Origin of the sequence: Enterobacter sp. BNK-13 (assembly GCF_048685015.1) — a bacterium.
Taxonomy (GTDB): domain Bacteria; phylum Pseudomonadota; class Gammaproteobacteria; order Enterobacterales; family Enterobacteriaceae; genus Enterobacter; species Enterobacter quasiroggenkampii.
Genome location: NZ_JBLQTP010000001.1, coordinates 3,867,274 through 3,884,814 on the forward strand (window position 1 = coordinate 3,867,274; position 17,541 = coordinate 3,884,814).

General features: G+C 52.3%; 19 protein-coding genes. 6 read left to right on the forward strand and 13 right to left on the reverse strand.

Annotation, left to right across the window (positions count from 1 at the left end; all coding sequences use genetic code 11):
- Nucleotides 1-8: 8 nt before the first annotated feature.
- The 10 genes from ACMGGQ_RS18645 to zapE form a co-directional block, all read right to left on the reverse strand.
- Nucleotides 9-683 carry a DUF1120 domain-containing protein gene (locus tag ACMGGQ_RS18645; RefSeq protein WP_048028815.1) on the reverse strand — a complete coding sequence of 225 codons (675 nt, stop codon included), beginning with the start codon at nt 681-683 and terminating at the stop codon, nt 9-11.
- 185 nt (nt 684-868) lie between these two features.
- Nucleotides 869-1,429: a hypothetical protein gene (locus ACMGGQ_RS18650; protein WP_048028813.1), complete on the reverse strand. Its 561-nt coding sequence runs from the start codon at nt 1,427-1,429 to the stop codon at nt 869-871.
- Nucleotides 1,426-3,840 (reverse strand): fimbrial biogenesis outer membrane usher protein, encoded by a 2,415-nt coding sequence (locus tag ACMGGQ_RS18655; RefSeq protein ID WP_045910124.1) that lies wholly within the window; start codon nt 3,838-3,840, stop codon nt 1,426-1,428. Before ACMGGQ_RS18655 ends, ACMGGQ_RS18650 begins: the two co-directional genes overlap by 4 nt.
- 15 nt (nt 3,841-3,855) lie before the next feature.
- A complete protein-coding gene (locus ACMGGQ_RS18660; RefSeq protein WP_045910125.1) occupies nt 3,856-4,560 on the reverse strand; it encodes a fimbria/pilus chaperone family protein in 705 nt (234 codons plus the stop codon).
- Nucleotides 4,561-4,680: 120 nt separating this feature from the next.
- Nucleotides 4,681-5,361: a DUF1120 domain-containing protein gene (locus ACMGGQ_RS18665; RefSeq protein WP_045910126.1), complete on the reverse strand. Its 681-nt coding sequence runs from the start codon at nt 5,359-5,361 to the stop codon at nt 4,681-4,683.
- Nucleotides 5,362-5,808: 447 nt separating this feature from the next.
- Complete coding sequence (gene sspB / locus ACMGGQ_RS18670; RefSeq protein WP_045355426.1) at nt 5,809-6,306, reverse strand: ClpXP protease specificity-enhancing factor; 498 nt, start codon at nt 6,304-6,306, stop codon at nt 5,809-5,811.
- Between the two features lie 5 nt (nt 6,307-6,311).
- Nucleotides 6,312-6,950, reverse strand: a complete 639-nt coding sequence (gene sspA, locus ACMGGQ_RS18675) for a stringent starvation protein SspA (RefSeq protein WP_025756674.1) — start codon at nt 6,948-6,950, stop codon at nt 6,312-6,314.
- Nucleotides 6,951-7,257: 307 nt separating this feature from the next.
- Nucleotides 7,258-7,650 carry a 30S ribosomal protein S9 gene (gene rpsI, locus ACMGGQ_RS18680; protein WP_003860436.1) on the reverse strand — a complete coding sequence of 131 codons (393 nt, stop codon included), beginning with the start codon at nt 7,648-7,650 and terminating at the stop codon, nt 7,258-7,260.
- 15 nt (nt 7,651-7,665) lie between these two features.
- On the reverse strand, nt 7,666-8,094 hold the full coding sequence (rplM, locus tag ACMGGQ_RS18685; RefSeq protein WP_003860434.1) for a 50S ribosomal protein L13: 429 nt from the start codon (nt 8,092-8,094) through the stop codon (nt 7,666-7,668).
- 302 nt (nt 8,095-8,396) lie between these two features.
- On the reverse strand, nt 8,397-9,521 hold the full coding sequence (zapE, locus tag ACMGGQ_RS18690; protein WP_420290392.1) for a cell division protein ZapE: 1,125 nt from the start codon (nt 9,519-9,521) through the stop codon (nt 8,397-8,399).
- A gap of 189 nt (nt 9,522-9,710) precedes the next feature.
- Here zapE and zapG point away from each other — a divergent pair, with 189 nt between their 5' ends.
- The 3 genes from zapG (at nt 9,711) to degS (ending at nt 12,807) form a co-directional block, all read left to right on the forward strand.
- Nucleotides 9,711-10,109 (forward strand): Z-ring associated protein ZapG, encoded by a 399-nt coding sequence (gene zapG / locus ACMGGQ_RS18695; protein WP_008502832.1) that lies wholly within the window; start codon nt 9,711-9,713, stop codon nt 10,107-10,109.
- A gap of 171 nt (nt 10,110-10,280) precedes the next feature.
- Entirely contained in the window at nt 10,281-11,648 is a 1,368-nt protein-coding gene (gene degQ / locus ACMGGQ_RS18700; protein ID WP_045910128.1) for a serine endoprotease DegQ, read from the forward strand.
- A 91-nt stretch (nt 11,649-11,739) separates the two neighbouring features.
- Complete coding sequence (gene degS, locus ACMGGQ_RS18705; RefSeq protein ID WP_008502834.1) at nt 11,740-12,807, forward strand: outer membrane-stress sensor serine endopeptidase DegS; 1,068 nt, start codon at nt 11,740-11,742, stop codon at nt 12,805-12,807.
- A 56-nt stretch (nt 12,808-12,863) separates the two neighbouring features.
- Here degS and mdh read toward each other — a convergent pair whose 3' ends face one another.
- Complete coding sequence (mdh, locus tag ACMGGQ_RS18710) at nt 12,864-13,802, reverse strand: malate dehydrogenase (protein WP_045910129.1); 939 nt, start codon at nt 13,800-13,802, stop codon at nt 12,864-12,866.
- Between the two features lie 397 nt (nt 13,803-14,199).
- Here mdh and argR point away from each other — a divergent pair, with 397 nt between their 5' ends.
- From argR to yhcN (ACMGGQ_RS18725), 3 genes are all read left to right on the forward strand, one after another.
- Nucleotides 14,200-14,670: a transcriptional regulator ArgR gene (gene argR / locus ACMGGQ_RS18715; protein WP_008502836.1), complete on the forward strand. Its 471-nt coding sequence runs from the start codon at nt 14,200-14,202 to the stop codon at nt 14,668-14,670.
- 375 nt (nt 14,671-15,045) lie between these two features.
- Nucleotides 15,046-15,309: a peroxide/acid stress response protein YhcN gene (gene yhcN / locus ACMGGQ_RS18720; protein WP_045910130.1), complete on the forward strand. Its 264-nt coding sequence runs from the start codon at nt 15,046-15,048 to the stop codon at nt 15,307-15,309.
- Nucleotides 15,310-15,418: 109 nt separating this feature from the next.
- Nucleotides 15,419-15,685, forward strand: a complete 267-nt coding sequence (gene yhcN / locus ACMGGQ_RS18725; protein WP_008502838.1) for a peroxide/acid stress response protein YhcN — start codon at nt 15,419-15,421, stop codon at nt 15,683-15,685.
- A gap of 61 nt (nt 15,686-15,746) precedes the next feature.
- Here yhcN (ACMGGQ_RS18725) and ACMGGQ_RS18730 read toward each other — a convergent pair whose 3' ends face one another.
- Both ACMGGQ_RS18730 and ACMGGQ_RS18735 read right to left on the reverse strand, forming a co-directional pair.
- Entirely contained in the window at nt 15,747-16,019 is a 273-nt protein-coding gene (locus ACMGGQ_RS18730; RefSeq protein ID WP_008502839.1) for a barstar family protein, read from the reverse strand.
- A 45-nt stretch (nt 16,020-16,064) separates the two neighbouring features.
- Nucleotides 16,065-17,519, reverse strand: coding sequence for an NAD-dependent succinate-semialdehyde dehydrogenase (locus tag ACMGGQ_RS18735; RefSeq protein ID WP_032664520.1), 1,455 nt, complete (start codon nt 17,517-17,519; stop codon nt 16,065-16,067).
- Nucleotides 17,520-17,541 lie beyond the last annotated feature (22 nt).

Below are 17,541 nucleotides of genomic sequence, written 5' to 3' on the forward strand. Positions count from 1 at the left end.
AAAATAAATTACAGATATTTCAGCGTGAAGGTTGCCTGCCCATCAATGCTGGTATCATCGGTAATTGCCAGCGTCGTGGTGTCCTGAATCGCAAGCGAAATAGCCATTGGTACAACGGCCTGAGTAAAGGCCAGTGGTGCCGTTTCTCCGGTGGTTGCAACAGTCACAATTTCACTGGCGTTGTTCTGCATCAGCGAACCCACGTTAGACCAGGACGTTCCATTATCTGAGCTGTAGGTCACTCCGACTGCATTACCATCTGCCGTTACGCTGTCGGTTTTAACAAACATGCTGTAGTTACCAATCTTCACGTTGCCTGCCGTGGTGTTTACGCCAAACAGGTTTACCGGCTGGAGGACGTCAACACCGGCTACGGTACCGTTTTTAACGACCACATTCGCCGCCGTGCCGCTACGGTCATCATTCACGCTAAAGCCCACTTTGATAGGCGCCTGGCAGCTAATCGTCAGGGAGAAGTCTTTTTGTCCCAGTTGGTTAACTGCAGTGGCGCTCAGCGAGCCCAGATTGACGGTGCCGTAGTCAATGGTGCCGCCGCCGCTCAGCGTTGGGGTACAGGACGCATTAGTTAACGTACCTTTTAACTTCAAAACGGCGCTCGGGTCAGCTGCAAATGCAGAAGAGACACAAAGAGACAGAACAGTTGCAAGCCATACTTTTTTCATTCGTTAATCCTTAACGTTTAATCTATTTATAACAAACCAATTACGGCATTCATGCCGTTAAATGAATATATATCTTTCCTCCCAGCGCATTCACTTATCAGAAAGGATAAAAATATTCATTTCATCGACGACAAAAATAATGAAGCTTATTTTCTCTTCATTATTTTTATTTAATACCCGAACCGCTACTTCGTCAGCAGGGTCCAGGTTAAATCACTTTCCAGTGCGGTTTGATCGGTGATGCGGCTAAACGCATTGTCATCCAGCACGGGTGATAGCGTCACCCGGAAATTCATCTGCTGGCCTGAAGGCACCTGATTATTATCAACCGCAATAACCGCTTCATTATTACGCACATAAAACGGCGAAGGCGTGCCGCTTTGCGGAGTAAAATTGAGCTGGTCGACCGTTTTACCGACGGTATAATTTTTACCGTCAACGGTCATCTCATCGATTTTCACCGCCATTCCGCCAGACTGGCCGAATGTGAAGCGCCCTTTATCGCCTGCCGTCCCCTGAAGCAACACCGCCATTTGCTGCGGCTGCGGACAGTAAACGTTAACGTTGAGGGTACGGTCCGCCATTTTGTGCCAGTTCTGCTGGGTTTTATCGATATTATCTCGACGCATTTCGTGGTAATCCACCACCGGCTGCGAGAGCGTTATTTGGCAATCTTCCGCATGTGCAGTCGCCGCGAAGAAAAGTATCCCCAGCGCGGTTAATCCAACTGTTTGTTGATAATTCATCGGCATACTCCGTTTACTTCTTCATAGAAGGCATCTTCATCGCGTTTCTCTGGAAGAGCGAAATCGAGTTTGCACAGACGATTGTTGTTGGCATCCATGGCGTAGAGCGCCGATAGCTGATCCGCATCGTTGATAAAGACATGACCATCATCAACGACCGTAACAATGTAGTTGCCCTTCTCATCCACGACCGTCAGCCCTTTTTTCAGCGGCTGACCATCGGCTTGCTTCATACGCAGCATCACACGACGGCTGTTTAGCACCCTGAAGTCAAGCTCGCTGACTGAAGCGTGACCTGCGGCGATATATCGGGTGCCGTTTGCCAGCGTCATATTCTGCGGCAGCTTGTTGGCATCCACTTCAATACGCGAATTGCGCCACTCGTTAAGCGAAGGTACGACCGCCTGACCCCAGGCATCGGTCCAGACCGTACCCTGTGGCGTGGCGATTTCTACCCCGCTTTTCTTCTCGCTCAGTCTGGCAATGGCAAAGGTATCGCGAATCGCATACGGCGAGAACGTCACGCCATTTTTGTGCATAGCGATGCCGCCCGCCAGGGTGGCGTTATAGTTACGCTGATTATCACCGCTGGTGCCGCCACCCACGCTCAGCTGGGTATAGTGCAGGTTGGTGTTGATGTTACCGTTGAAGCTATTATCACTGGAGGACTGGTCACGATCCGCGGCGATATAGTAGTGCGTGTTGTCGCCCAGTGAGCCGCTGTTGGCGACACCGTAAGTGGTATTGTCGCCCTGCTTGCGCATGTAGGTGCTCACAGATTGCCCTGGACTCAATGGAATGCTGACGTTGATGTACAGCATTTCATCGTCCTGATCGTCATCGACGTTGCCCACGGCGCTTTGCCAGTTGGCAGTCACGCTGGCATATTTGAACGTCTTACCCCACGACAGCAGCAGATAGCGGGAATCTTCATAGTCCCCGCTGCTCTGGTTGTAGTTGAAGCCTGCTGAGAAAACGCCTGCCAGATCGGATGAAAAATGTACGCTGCCGGAATAGGCGTTATCGTATCCCTGGTAATCGTCGTCCATTGCTTCTGCCATCTCACGATAGCCGCCGCTGTAGTGCGTCGCGCTGGTGGAAAGCGAGACATGGGAGGAAAGCGTAAGGTCGCTTCCCAGCTCGGTTTTAAGGCCACTGTTGCTGTCACCAAACGATTCCTGGCTTGCCGCAACCGTCGTGGAAACAGACCAGAGGTCGTTGATCAGAAAATCGGTGCGACCGCCAGCCGCCTGATAATCCTGAGCGGCAGTACCGGAGGCCAGAAGGTTCATCCACGGGAAAATGCGCCAGCCGTCGGACACGTTCATCACTAGCGGATCGCTGTAGTCGCTGTCGATGCTGCGCACCTGACCCGCTGACACGGTAAGCCCCTGCGGGCGTGAAAGGTTGCGCTGCTTCACGGCGGCTGCAGGAACAATAAAGTGATTCGTTGAGCCGTCAGACTCCACGACGGAAACGTCCAAATCGACGTTGTTACGCGCAATCGGCACGTCATCCAGCGTAAATGGCCCCGCGGGCACGAGCGTACTGAAAATCAGCTGATTGTTCTGGCGAATCTCCACGCGAGCCTGCGAAGAACGGGCAATGCCGGACACGCTGACGCCGCTACCGTCTCTTGTCAGCCCGTTGGTCGGCATAAGCTGGATGCCGGTAATGGGTATGCCGCTCAACACATTAGACAGGGCGTTAATTTCACCGACCTGCATGGTTAACTTCTGCGGGACAAAAACATGCTCCGCGTAGGTGTAAATGCTGTCGGCATTTTTCTTGCCATTGTCATCCGTCAGGATGTAATTACTGCGAAGCGACCAGTCAAAAGCGTTGAAACCCGCTTCCAGATTGGCCTGCGAATAGCGGGAATTGTCGCTACCGCCATATTCGTTACGGGTGCTGAATAGCGAATAGTTGAGCATCCCGGCGGCACCGCCGTGCTGGAAGTTTCGGATATCCGACGACAGGCTGTTTACCGCTTCAGGCGGCAGGTATAACTCAACGGCTTCCTGGTTTGGCAACGCGTTGATCACCGCTTTCGGGTAATCGTCACGGATGTCATGGCACGCCTCGCCTGCCTTCAGCGGAACCGGCATAAGACCGGCGAAATCAAGCAGATCGTTATCAAAACACAGCACGCCGTCCTTATCGAAACGGACGGCGGCCATGCCGCGATCTTCACCATTCACTTTGACGTTCACGGAATGGGTTCCGGGCAGAAAACGCGGTGCTTCAGCGAAGTAATGGTTCAAATCGCTCGTTAACCCCAGCGTTTTCATTACTCCCGTATCAAACGTCACTTCCCTTGCGAGTACGGAAGCGGAGTCAAACATCATCAGAGGCAAGGTGCCGCAGAGAACTGCGCGGACACAAAGTGCAATACGGCTTTTTTTATTCACCGTTTTATCCCTATTTTATTTATTTAATTCAGAGGTAAAGCTCGGCACTTCAACGCCATAGCGGCTGGCCGGGAAAAATTTAACGTGGCTGTCACCACTGGTTGTTTTATTCAACGCAGCCGTCATCGTCTCACCTGGCAGAAGGTAAGTTTTGGAAAGCGTGGCGTTTGCGCCTGAAGGCTGTAATACGACTTTTTGTGCCAGACGGACAACGTACTTACTTGGATTGGTGACTTTTACAGACGACCCGACGGTTGACCATTTGAGGTATTTCCATGCGTCCGTCACAACCCCCAGCGTAGCCGGGCGTATTAGCACTGGAATATCCTGGCGGATGTTAATACCAATTTTAATTTTTTTATCGTCATTTTTTGGCGGAATGCCGTCAAACGTTACGCGTTTGAAATGCTCAACGTCCAGCGGTTGCTTGCTTTGCAAAATAAAACGAAGCTGCTGCGTTTGACCGGGTTCAAGGCGAACGACAGGCTGCGTGACGATCAGCTTAAGCCCCTGATCATCCGGCAGGTCAACCACGTTCGTATATAAAAGGGATGGGTGTGAATCCGTATTTTTTACGTTGATGGTACCGCTGTGCGTGGCTTCATCAATAATCAGCAGACTGGTTTCCGGCACCATACCTTCTGCATGTACTGCAAAATGGGTAGAAAATAAAGCGAGGGTGAAAAGTGTTTTAAATATATTCGATTTTACGCATTGCATAATATTATCTCCTTGATAGCCCAACAGAACATTCCATGTTTATCGCGCTGTTAAAAAGAGAGTAAATGCAGAACATTCACTCTCTGGATTATTTTAAAATTACTTTTACTCAATAAAGTCTTACAGATAACGCAGGCTGATGGTCAACTGACCGTCAAGCTGAGTATCATCGGTAATCGCCAGAGTTGCGGTGTTCTGAACAGCCAGTGAGGTCACCAGTGGGAAGGTCGCAGTCTGGAAAGCCAGCGGGTCCAGAGTACCCGTAGACGCGACGGTGAAGTCACGAATATGGCTGCCCTGAGTAGAACCATTGGTGGTTTTGGTCCAGTTACCCGTTGCGTTCTGCTGATAGATTGGATCTGCCGCAGCACCATCAGCCGTTACGCTGTCTGCTTTAACAAACATAGCGTAAGTACCGATGTTAACGCCACCTTCGGTTTTGCCCACACCGTAAGTTTGGCCAGTGCCACTACCTTGAGAGCCACCACCAAACTGACCGTTTGTTACCGTCAGGTTCGCGTTAGAATCCACGCGGTCGTCTACCATATTCCAGGACACTTTTGTTGCCGCGGTGCAGTTAATGGTCAGGTCGATATTTTTCTGGCCCAACTGGTTGGTTGCAGTCGCACTCAGATCGCCCAGGTTAATTGTACCGTAGTCAACAGTACCGCCGTTGCTCAGAACGGGTGTACATGCTGCATTGGTCAGCGTACCTTTAACCTTCAGTACCGCTGAAGGGTCTGCAGCAAATGCTGATGTCACACACAGAGAAAGCGCAGTTGCGAGTAAAACTTTTTTCACTTGTTAATCCTTAACATATGAGTAATTGCAATATTTAATCCAGTAATGATAAATACCTTTACCAGTTACTGATTGTCGTCATGCTTGTCAGCATGTGCACATAGTATTGTTTTTATAAATACATGCAATTTAGCAAAATTAACGATTCTATTAAGGATAACGAAAAACTGATCTTTTCCTTAATTTATTAAGGAATTACCCATTTAAAAAAGAGATTAACATCAAAAAAAGAATACTACTCTGAATTTAACTTTACTTTTCTCAGCGCTTTGATATTACTTTACACCTCATTGATTCACACCATTTATAAATCTAGTTAATTATTAACCAGACAATAAAGAAATAAGAGATATAAACAATGCTTATTTAAAAATGTTGCAGCGGTTGATGGATATAAAGAAAAAAGCCAGTGAATCACTGGCTTTTATAAACGGACGACAAAGGGATTTATTTGACGACGCGTAGCGCCGGGCGACCACCGCGCGGAGGCGGATCGTCATCAGGGTCATTGTCGTCGTGATGATCGGGTTTGTCGCCATCGATAAGTGACATCACCGTGTCGCTTTCGCGCTCATCAGATGCATTGTCATCATTCAGGCTGGCAACCTCTTCATCATACGCCGCTTCTGGCTCAAACATGGTACCCGCCCCGTTTTCACGGGCGTAGATAGCCAGCACAGCGGCCAGCGGCACGGAAACCTGACGCGGTACGCCGCCGAAACGCGCGTTGAAGCGCACTTCATCGTTCGCCAGTTCCAGGTTACCCACCGCGCGCGGGGCGATGTTCAGTACGATCTGTCCGTCACGTGCGTATTCCATTGGAACCAACACGCCCGGCAACGTCACATCCACAACCAGGTGCGGCGTGAGCTGGTTATCCAGCAGCCATTCATAGAAGGCGCGCAGCAGATACGGACGGCGTGGGGTAAGTTGTGACATTTCCACAGTCATTAGCCTCGGCCGAGACGCATTTCACGTTCCGGTTCAGTTAAAGATGCCAGGAAAGAGTCGCGTTCGAATACGCGAGTCATGTAGCCTTTCAGCTCTTTCGCGCCAGGACCGCTGAACTCTACGCCCAGGGTTGGCAGACGCCACAGCAGCGGTGCCAGGTAGCAGTCTACCAGGCTGAACTCATCGCTCAGGAAGAACGGCTTCTGACCAAACACCGGGGCGATTGCCAGCAGCTCTTCACGCAGTTGCTTACGCGCAGCGTCGGCTTCGGCAGCGGATCCGCTGGTAATCACGTTCATCAGCGAATACCAGTCTTTCTCGATACGCTGCATGTACAGGCGGCTTTCACCACGCGCAACAGGGTAAACAGGCATCAGCGGCGGATGTGGGAAACGCTCATCCAGATATTCCATAATGATACGGGATTCCCACAGGGTCAGCTCGCGATCCACCAGCGTCGGTACGCTTTGGCTCGGGTTGAGATCGATCAGATCCTGAGGCGGGTTATCCTTTTCCACATGCTCGATCTCAAAACTGACACCCTTCTCGGCCAGCACGATACGAACCTGATGGCTATAAATGTCAGTAGGACCAGAAAACAGCGTCATTACCGAACGTTTGTTGGCAGCGACAGCCATGAAAACCTCCAGGTATATTCAGAATTTTTACTGCTACCAGCCCAACAGGGGCCAGCCAGATGTTGTATCGCCCATCCCAGAGAAGACACATTGTTCAAGAATCGAACAAAAATCGAGTATTCACCGATATTTGGGCAGAAAATTGGATGATAGTTTACCAGATTTTGATGGCTTTGTGGTGAGGGGATTCTGGAAATGTGGAAAAAGAGAAGATATATGCATGGATATTGTGGATAACCTGCGCATTATCCATAAAAAAACCCGCCGAAGCGGGTTTTTCGCCATCGTTCTGCGTAAGCAGAATGGATTAACGTTTGGAGAACTGTGGACGACGACGTGCTTTACGCAGACCCACTTTCTTACGTTCAACCTGACGCGCGTCACGAGTAACGAAGCCAGCTTTACGCAGTTCAGAACGCAGGGATTCGTCGTACTCCATCAGAGCGCGGGTGATACCGTGACGGATCGCACCTGCCTGACCGGAGATACCACCACCTTTAACGGTGATGTACAGATCCAGTTTTTCTACCATATCAACCAGTTCCAGCGGCTGGCGAACTACCATGCGGGCAGTTTCGCGACCGAAGTACTGTTCCAGAGAACGCTGGTTGATTACGATTTTACCACTGCCCGGTTTGATGAAAACGCGAGCTGCGGAACTTTTGCGGCGACCAGTGCCGTAGTATTGATTTTCAGCCATTGCCTATAATCCCGATTAGATGTCAAGAACTTGCGGTTGCTGTGCCGCGTGGTTGTGCTCGTTGCCTGCGTAAACTTTCAGTTTACGGAACATAGCACGACCCAGCGGGCCTTTTGGCAGCATGCCTTTAACCGCGATTTCAATCACACGCTCAGGACGGCGAGCAATCATCTCTTCAAAGGTCGCTTCTTTGATACCACCGATGTGGCCGGTGTGGTGGTAGTACATTTTGTCAGTACGCTTGTTGCCGGTAACAGCAACTTTGTCAGCGTTCAGAACGATGATGTAATCACCGGTATCAACGTGCGGAGTGTATTCCGCTTTGTGCTTACCGCGCAGGCGACGAGCCAGTTCAGTAGCCAGACGGCCCAGAGTTTTACCGGTCGCGTCAACAACATACCAGTCGCGCTGTACGGTTTCTGGTTTAGCTGTAAAAGTTTTCATTAAAAGCTTACCCAAATAATAAGTTACACGTTGGTGAACACCCAAACGTTTAGTCAGTTGAGGTTCACACGACAAAGTCCGGCAAACCTACCCCTTCGAATAGCTCATGCCGACACATAGAAAGTTTCGGGAAAAAAACCTTCTCGTAACGTGGGGTCGCAAGATTATAGAGAAGTTGAGGTCAAAGATCGACCCTTAAATGTGATTTGGAATGGGTTTTTCGAGGGGGCTGAAAATGCCGGGTGGCGGCTGCGCCTTACCCGGCCTACAAGGCTCCCTTCTCAGGGAGAGGGTGGCATTTATTATGGCATATGCTCCAGCTTCAGGTATTCCTCGCTCTGCATCTCCTGCAGACGAGACAGGCAGCGCTGGAACTCAAACTTCAGCCGCTCGCCCTGGTAGATGTCATATAAAGGAACCTCGGCGCTGACCACCAGCTTGACGTGGCGCTCATAAAACTCGTCCACCAGAGCGATGAAACGCCGCGCCTCGCTCTCCATCAGCCGCGTCATCACCGGTACATCCAGCACCATCACGGTGTGGAACAGACGCGAAAGCGCAATGTAGTCGTGCTGGCTACGAGCATCGACACAGAGCGTCGTAAAGGAGACCGCCAGCGTTTGGTTTTCAACGCCGAGCGTAGGCAACGGACGATGGTTAATCTCAAGTTCCGGGGCGTGCTCGCGTTTTGCCCCCGCCAGCGCCAGCCAGAGTGTATCCATCTCGCGGGTGGTCTCTGCATTTAACGGCGAGAGCCACAGGTGCGCCTGGGTTAACGTGCGCAGACGATAATCGACACCGGCATCGACGTTCATAATGTCGCAGTGCTGCTTAATGGCGTCGATGGCGGGCAGGAAGCGTGCCCGCTGCAGGCCGTTGCGGTACAGCTCGTCCGGCGGGATATTCGACGTGGCCACCAGCGTAATCCCGCGGGCAAATAACGCCTTCATCAGGCCGCCTAACAGCATGGCATCGGTGATGTCAGACACAAAAAATTCATCGAAGCAGAGCACGTCCGTTTCCGCCTTGAAGCGGTCGGCCACAATCTCCAGCGGATCGCTTTTACCCTGCAGCGCAGTCAGCTCTTCATGCACCCGCAGCATAAAGCGGTGGAAGTGCAGACGCTGTTTACGCTCCCCCGGCAGGCTCTGGTAGAACATGTCCATCAGCCAGGTTTTTCCGCGACCGACCCCGCCCCACATATATAAACCGCGCACCGGCGCGTGAGCCTGTGGCGCTTTTTTTCCGAGCAACCGCCCAAATGCCGCCTTTAGCCCGCCATTCTGTTCGTTTTCAGCGGGTTTGGCCGTGAGTTCCTGATAAATCATCTCCAGACGGCTTACCGCCTCACGTTGAACGTCATCCGGCTGATGGGTACCCTCGTTAAGGGCCAGTTGATATCGCGATGCAGGGGACAGGTTTTGCATAATCTTATTGTTATTCCTTCAATTAACGCTCACCAGCAGACGTGACTGATGAAAAAAAGGCCGTTCTACACTACGCGATGATACGTCAGGATTCCACTTCTACGGAAATAGCGGTTATAGTGGCATTATCAGGCACAGGCAGGAGCCGAGCCAACACCCTACGGAACAACAAGACAACGGGAGAAGTTCATGACCTGGGAATATGCGCTAATCGGTTTAGTCGTCGGCATCGTCATCGGTGCTGTGGCCATGCGTTTCGGTAATCGCAAATTGCGTCAGCAGCAGTCACTGCAGTACGAACTGGAAAAGAACAAAGCCGAGCTGGAAGAGTATCGTGAAGAGCTGGTCAGCCATTTTGCCCGTAGCGCCGAGCTGCTGGACAACATGGCGACCGACTATCGTCAGCTGTATCAGCATATGGCAAAAAGCTCCAGCAGCCTGCTGCCGGAAATGACGGCGGAAACCAACCCATTCCGCAACCGTCTGGCAGACTCTGAGGCCGGTAACGATCAGGCGCCCGTTCAGATGCCTCGCGACTATTCAGACGGCGCGTCCGGCCTGCTGCGCGGCGGTGTAAAACGCGATTAATCGCACAACCTGAATTTATTTTACGGGCGCAGCGATTGCGCCCGTCCTTTCTTCATGACCCCAGCTATCATTTAGTTAAACACCTCATTGTTCAGCGGTTTAAAATTCAATAACATCAACGTGTTTTTGGGGCCGTTTTTCCTTTATTCCAGGTTACGAGAGTCAACATCGATGAAGAAAAAAAACCAGCTGTTGAGCGCTATCGCGTTAAGTGTCGGGTTATCTCTCTCGGCGTCCGTTCCTGTATTTGCCGCCATTCCCTCCCAGGTGCCTGGCCAGGCGGCCATTCCAAGCCTTGCACCCATGCTGGAAAAAGTGTTGCCTGCGGTCGTCAGCGTTCAGGTTGAAGGCACGGCGGTACAAAGCCAACGCGTCCCTGAAGAACTGAAGAAGTATTTTGGCGATGAGTCTCCCGACCAGCAGGCCCAGCCTTTTGAAGGCCTGGGGTCTGGCGTCATTATCGATGCGGCAAAAGGCTATATTCTGACTAACAATCATGTCATCAGTCAGGCCGATAAAATCAGCGTCCAGCTAAACGATGGCCGCGAATTTGATGCCAAACTGATTGGCGGCGATGACCAGAGCGACATCGCGCTGCTGCAGGTGCAAAACCCGAGCAACCTGACCCAGATTGCCATCGCGGATTCCGACAAACTACGCGTCGGCGACTTTGCCGTCGCCGTAGGCAACCCCTTTGGCTTAGGGCAAACCGCCACCTCCGGGATCGTCTCCGCGCTGGGACGTAGCGGCCTCAATCTGGAAGGGCTGGAAAACTTTATCCAGACCGATGCCTCAATCAACCGCGGGAACTCCGGCGGGGCATTGCTCAACCTTAACGGTGAGCTGATTGGGATCAACACAGCGATTCTGGCCCCGGGCGGCGGCAGCATTGGGATCGGTTTTGCGATTCCCAGCAATATGGCCAAAACGCTGGCACAGCAGCTCATTCAGTTCGGTGAAATCAAACGCGGGCTGCTGGGTATTAAAGGTATGGAGATGAGCGCGGATATCGCAAAAGCGTTCAACATCAACGTACAGCGCGGGGCGTTTGTCAGTGAAGTGCTGCCTAACTCCGGCTCGGCAAAAGCAGGTATCAAATCGGGCGATGTGATCGTCAGCCTCAACGACAAGCCGCTGAGCAGCTTTGCCGAGCTGCGCTCGCGGATAGCCACCACCGAACCCGGCGCCAAAGTGAAGCTGGGTCTGATCCGTGACGGTAAACCGCTGAACGTTGAAGTGACGCTGGATAAGAGCACCTCCTCCTCTGCCAGTGCGGAGCTGATCGCCCCGGCGCTGCAGGGTGCGACGCTGAGCGATGGACAGTTGAAAGACGGTACGAAAGGCATTCGCATCGACACCGTTGAAAAGAGCAGCCCTGCCGCTCAGGCCGGATTGCATCAGGAAGATGTGATCATTGGCGTAAACCGCAATCGCGTGCAGTCCATTGCCGAACTGCGCAAGGTGCTGGAGAGTAAACCAGCGGTTATTGCCCTGCAGGTCATGCGCGGCAATGAGTCTATCTATATTCTGTTGCGCTAAGCATTTGCGACCCGGACATCACCGCTGCGTGTGATGTCCGGATAACTCATGTTATGCTGCAAATCGTTCCTTTTTTAACGACACGCGCATCATGCTTTTAAAGCTCTTACGTTCTATTGTCATCGGTTTGATTGTCGCTGGCCTGCTGCTGCTGGCGCTGCCGTCCTTACGTCAGTTCAATAAACTGTCGGCTCCCCAGTTCGATAGCACGGATGAAACACCGGCCACTTATAATCAGGCCGTCCGCCGAGCCGCACCTGCCGTGGTTAACGTCTATAACCGTGGCCTGAATACCTCAGCCCACAACCAGCTGGAGATCCGCACCCTCGGCTCCGGCGTGATCATGGACGAGCGCGGCTACATTATTACCAACAAGCACGTGATAAACGATGCCGACCAGATCATCGTCGCCCTGCAGGATGGCCGCGTGTTTGAGGCATTACTCGTTGGCTCTGACAGCCTGACCGACCTCGCCGTCCTGAAGATTAACGCCACGGGCGGTTTGCCGGTCATCCCGATCAACCGTAAACGTACCCCGCATATAGGCGACGTCGTCCTGGCGATTGGTAACCCTTACAACCTGGGCCAGACCATCACCCAGGGGATTATCAGCGCGACCGGCCGTATTGGTCTGAACCCCTCCGGGCGGCAGAATTTCCTGCAAACCGATGCCTCCATCAACCACGGTAACTCCGGCGGTGCGCTGGTCAACTCGCTGGGCGAACTGATGGGCATCAACACCCTGTCGTTCGATAAGAGTAACGACGGTGAGACGCCGGAAGGGATCGGCTTTGCCATTCCGTTCCAGCTGGCGACCAAAATTATGGATAAGCTGATCCGCGACGGACGCGTGATCCGCGGCTATATCGGTATCGGTGGCCGCGAAATTGCGCCGATGCATACCCAGGGTGGCGGTATCGATCAGATCCAGGGCATCGTGGTGAACGAGGTGGCGCCAGGGGGGCCGGCGGCCAACGCGGGGATTCAGGTCAATGACGTCATTGTGTCGGTCAACGGCACGCCAGCGGTTTCTGCGCTGGAGACGATGGACCAGGTGGCAGAAATTCGCCCGGGCTCTATCATCCCAGTTGAAGTCATGCGCAACGATAAGAAACTGACGCTGCAAGTCACCATTCAGGAATACCCGGCAACAAACTGACAGGCATAAAAAAACGGAGCGATAAGCTCCGTTTTTTTGCCGGGGGACGGTTCGTATTACTTGTTAACGAACTCTTCACCCAGGGTGATATCTTTCTTCAGCGTATCCAGCATGCCTTCCATCGCGTGTTGCTCAAACGCGCTCAGCTTGCCAATGGATTTACGCTCTTCGATACCATTTTTACCCAGCAGCAGCGGCTGAGAGAAGAAGCGAGCGTGTTCGCCATCGCCTTCAACGTAAGCGCATTCAACAACGCCTTTCTCGCCCTGCAGCGCGCGAACCAGTGACAGACCGAAACGTGCAGCCGCCTGGCCCATAGACAGAGTTGCAGAACCGCCACCCGCCTTCGCTTCCACCACTTCGGTGCCCGCGTTCTGGATGCGTTTGGTCAGGTCAGCCACTTCCTGCTCGGTGAAGCTTACGCCTGGGATCTGCGACAGCAGAGGCAGAATGGTAACGCCAGAGTGACCGCCGATGACCGGCACTTCCACTTCTGTTGGCTGTTTGCCCTTCAGCTCAGCAACGAAGGTATTGGAGCGGATGATATCCAGCGTGGTCACGCCGAACAGTTTGTTTTTGTCGTAAACGCCCGCTTTCTTCAACACTTCTGCCGCGATAGCAACGGTGGTGTTCACCGGGTTAGTGATGATACCGATGCATGCTTTCGGGCAGATTTCTGCAATCTGCTGCACCAGGTTTTTCACGATGCCCGCGTTGACGTTGAACAGGTCTGAACGATCCATGCCTGGCTTACGCGCCACGCCTGCAGAAATCAGCACCACGTCGGCACCCTGCAGTGCAGGACGCGCATCTTCACCGGAGAAGCCTTTGATTTTTACAGCAGTTGGGATGTGGCTCAGGTCAACCGCCACACCTGGGGTTACCGGAGCAATATCGTACAGGGAGAGTTCTGAGCCTGAAGGCAGTTGGGTTTTCAGTAGTAAGGCAAGCGCCTGGCCGATACCACCAGCAGCGCCGAGGACTGCGACTTTCATCCTAAACTCCTTATTATGGTTAACTTAAGTATCTGTAAATCCGTTGCGGCGACCATAATTCAGCAAGTAAATAATTACAATTTTCGTAGCTAAAGAATTTGAGGTCACGCGACTTTATCTCTCTTCAGAAGACGCTCTGACGACAGACGGCGACGAATTAAGAGGTGGTTACAATACACCCTGCCCCGCCACCAAAACAACATCATTTTGATAACATTTAATTTACTTTTAAGCTTATTTGCGCGGCGTGACCCAGGCATGTTTTCTGATAACGAATTCTGATAAAATCACTCCCTTTCATAACATTATTTCAGCCTGGCGCTGAGTAGATAATTTGCATAAAAATTCATCCACATGCATAATAATGTTGTTTCTATCGTCATATTCCGGGTGACTTATGCGAAGCTCGTCTAAGCAAGAAGAATTAGTCAAGGCGTTTAAAGCGCTACTTAAAGAAGAGAAATTCAGTTCTCAGGGAGAAATTGTTCAGGCGCTGCAGGAACAAGGCTTCGATAACATCAATCAGTCGAAAGTCTCCCGCATGTTAACGAAATTTGGCGCGGTGCGTACCCGTAACGCCAAGATGGAGATGGTCTATTGCCTGCCGGCGGAACTTGGCGTGCCGACCACCTCCAGCCCGCTAAAGAATCTGGTTCTGGATATCGATTACAACGACGCCGTTGTGGTGATCCACACAAGCCCTGGGGCCGCACAGCTGATTGCCCGCATGCTGGACTCGTTGGGTAAAACAGAAGGCATCCTCGGGACTATCGCTGGCGATGACACCATCTTCACCACGCCGGCTAGCGGTTTCTCCGTTAAAGATCTCCACGAAGCGATTCTGGTTCTGTTCGAACAGGAACTCTAATCCCCTTTCCCCGTAGCGCCGCTGCGGGGATCGTTCTGCCCCCACGCCGTTTCCCCCTCTTTTCCACTGCCCCTGACTTTAACAAATAGTGCTTTTTACCGCCCATTAACATTCATCTGGTGAATGCTAAATCAAAAAATCGCACAAAAAATCAAAAGCTGATATCCATATGATTTTCTTAGATATAGCCAACACAAATGCGCAAAAAACACCCAATATTATGCAAATTGGTTATAAAAAACAGAGTGGTTAACACGTAATAACAATAGAAACCATTAGTCTGGTATTAATTTTTGCCGTTATTAGTGTATACTTGATTTTGTGATGAGGGTCACGAAACAAGACCCCACTAAAAAATTCGACGAGGTAAAAATCATGAAAATCAAATCAACTGTAGCGGCGCTGAGCGTCCTGTCTGTCCTGTCATTCGGTGCTTTCGCGGCTGACGCTATCAATGCTGATCAGGCGCAATCACGCGAGACCATCGGTACGGTTTCTGTCGGCGCGGTCGGCACATCGCCAATGGACATGCGTGAGATGCTGAACAAAAAAGCGGAAGAAAAGGGTGCGTCATCCTACCGCATCATCGAAGCGCGTTCTGGTGCCCACTGGCACGCCACCGCTGAGCTGTACAAATAAGTTTGAGTAATAACTGAAACGTAAATCTCCACTCAACGGCACCAGGCATAAAAATAGCGGTTCAACCCTTCTCGCCGTTGAGCAAAAACCCTATTCAGGAGTAAAGACTATGAAAACCAAATTGATCATCGCAACCCTCGGTCTGGCATCTGTTCTCTCTTTCGGCGCAAGCGCAGCCGTACAGCAGGTGAATGCCGACCAGGCACAAAATCTGCAGCCTATGGGCAGCATCTCCGTGACGTCTGTTACCGGCTCTCCGATGGATATCCGTCACGAACTGGCTGCCAAAGCTGAAAAAGCGGGTGCCAGCAGCTATCGCGTCACCGAACTGAATCAGGGTGACCACTGGCATGCAACTGCAGAACTGTATAAATAAACCCTCGTCGTATCTCATCATACGACTTGCCCCTGGCCTCATGGTCAGGGGCTTTTTTCATTCAGTGCCGCGCGTTAAAACGCAGCTGCCCTTCCAGCTCTTCTTCCGCTTCATCGAACAGTAATATCAGTGCGCCAAAGCGTCTGCGTAGCTTATCGGGCAAATGGATGAACTCAATTTCCAGCGGTAGCGGCAGCAGACTCCCGGTCACCACGTCCCATAGCGTATCCAGATTCGTCACGCTTTCCCGTTCAAGATCAAACACCCGGATAAATTCGCGGTAGAAGTCTTCCTGACTGTCGATCTCGTCAAAATCAAAAGTATAGGTTTTCATTGCCAGCCACCCAGTCCAGGCGAGCGGCAGATGCCGCCCTGTCTATTATAATCCCCCGATGTGAAGGGTTTTCACTTCCAGGTACTCTTCCAGGCCCAGCACGGAGCCCTCACGACCCAGGCCTGACTCTTTTACGCCGCCAAAGGGCCCCAGTTCCGTGGAAACAGCACACTCGTTAATGCCGATCATCCCACTCTCGATGGCCTGCGAAACGCGGAAAACACGTGAGAGATTCTGGGTATAGAAGTAAGCGGCCAGCCCATAGGGCGTGTTGTTGGCGCGCTGGATAACTTCATCTTCCGAGGTGAAACGGAAACATGCCGCAACCGGGCCAAACGTCTCTTCTTCTGCCAGCTTCATGCCTTCATGGCAGTCGCCCAGCACGGTTGGCATCCAGAAATTCCCGCCAAGCGGATGGGGCTTACCCCCTGCCAGTACGGTTGCCCCCCGAGAGACGGCATCGTCGACATGCTCACGCACCTTGTCGACCGCAGCAGATTCAATCAGCGGCCCGACAACAACGCCCTCGTCAAGGCCATTCCCCACCTTGAGCGCCTTCACGGCATCGGCAAGTTTATTCACAAACTTGTCGTAGACGGTTTCCTGAATATAAAAACGGTTCACGCTGACGCAGACCTGCCCGGCATTGCGAAACTTGTTGGCAATCGCCCCCTTCACCGCCGCGTCGATGTCTGCATCCTCAAAAACGATATACGGGGCATTTCCCCCCAGCTCCATCGAGACTTTCTTCATGGTTTCGGCAGCATTACGCACCAGCGTTTTGCCGACGGAGGTCGAGCCGGTAAAGGAGATTTTACGCACGTCGCGGCTTGCCATGATCGCATCGCTGATTTCATGCGTATTCCCGGCCACGGCGTTGAGCACGCCGTCGGGCACGCCAGCCTGTTTTGCCAGGGTAAGCAGCGCAAAGGCACTGAGCGGCGTGTTATTGGCCGGTTTGATCACACCGGTACACCCTGCAGCCAGCGCCGGGCCTAACTTGCGGGTGAGCATGGCCATCGGGAAGTTCCACGGCGTTATCGCCGCGACCACGCCAATGGGTTCACGGGTCGCCAGAATGCGCGAGCCGGGTTTGATCGGCGGAATAATTTCACCGTTCGCGCGCTTGGCCTCTTCGGCAAACCACTGGATAAAGCTGGCAGCGTACTCCACCTCGCCTTCGGCCTCTTTCAGCGGCTTACCCTGCTCGGTGGTCATTAACTGCCCGAGCCAGCTTTTATTCTCAATGATCAGTTCGTACCAGCGATAAAGAATCGCCGAGCGTTCTTTCGCGGTTTTGGCACGCCAGGCCGGGAAGGCTTTGGTGGCCGCTGCGATAGCGTCTTCGGTTTGGGCTTTACCCGCTTTGGCGACTTTCGCGATGACTTCCCCGGTTGCGGGGTTAAGCACATCGAAGGTCGTGTCCAGCGTTTTCCAGATTCCGTTGACCAGATAACCGGTCTGAAAAAGGATGTGATCCTGAAGCGCCTGGGTCGTCATGTGTCCTCCCTTCCTGAAATGT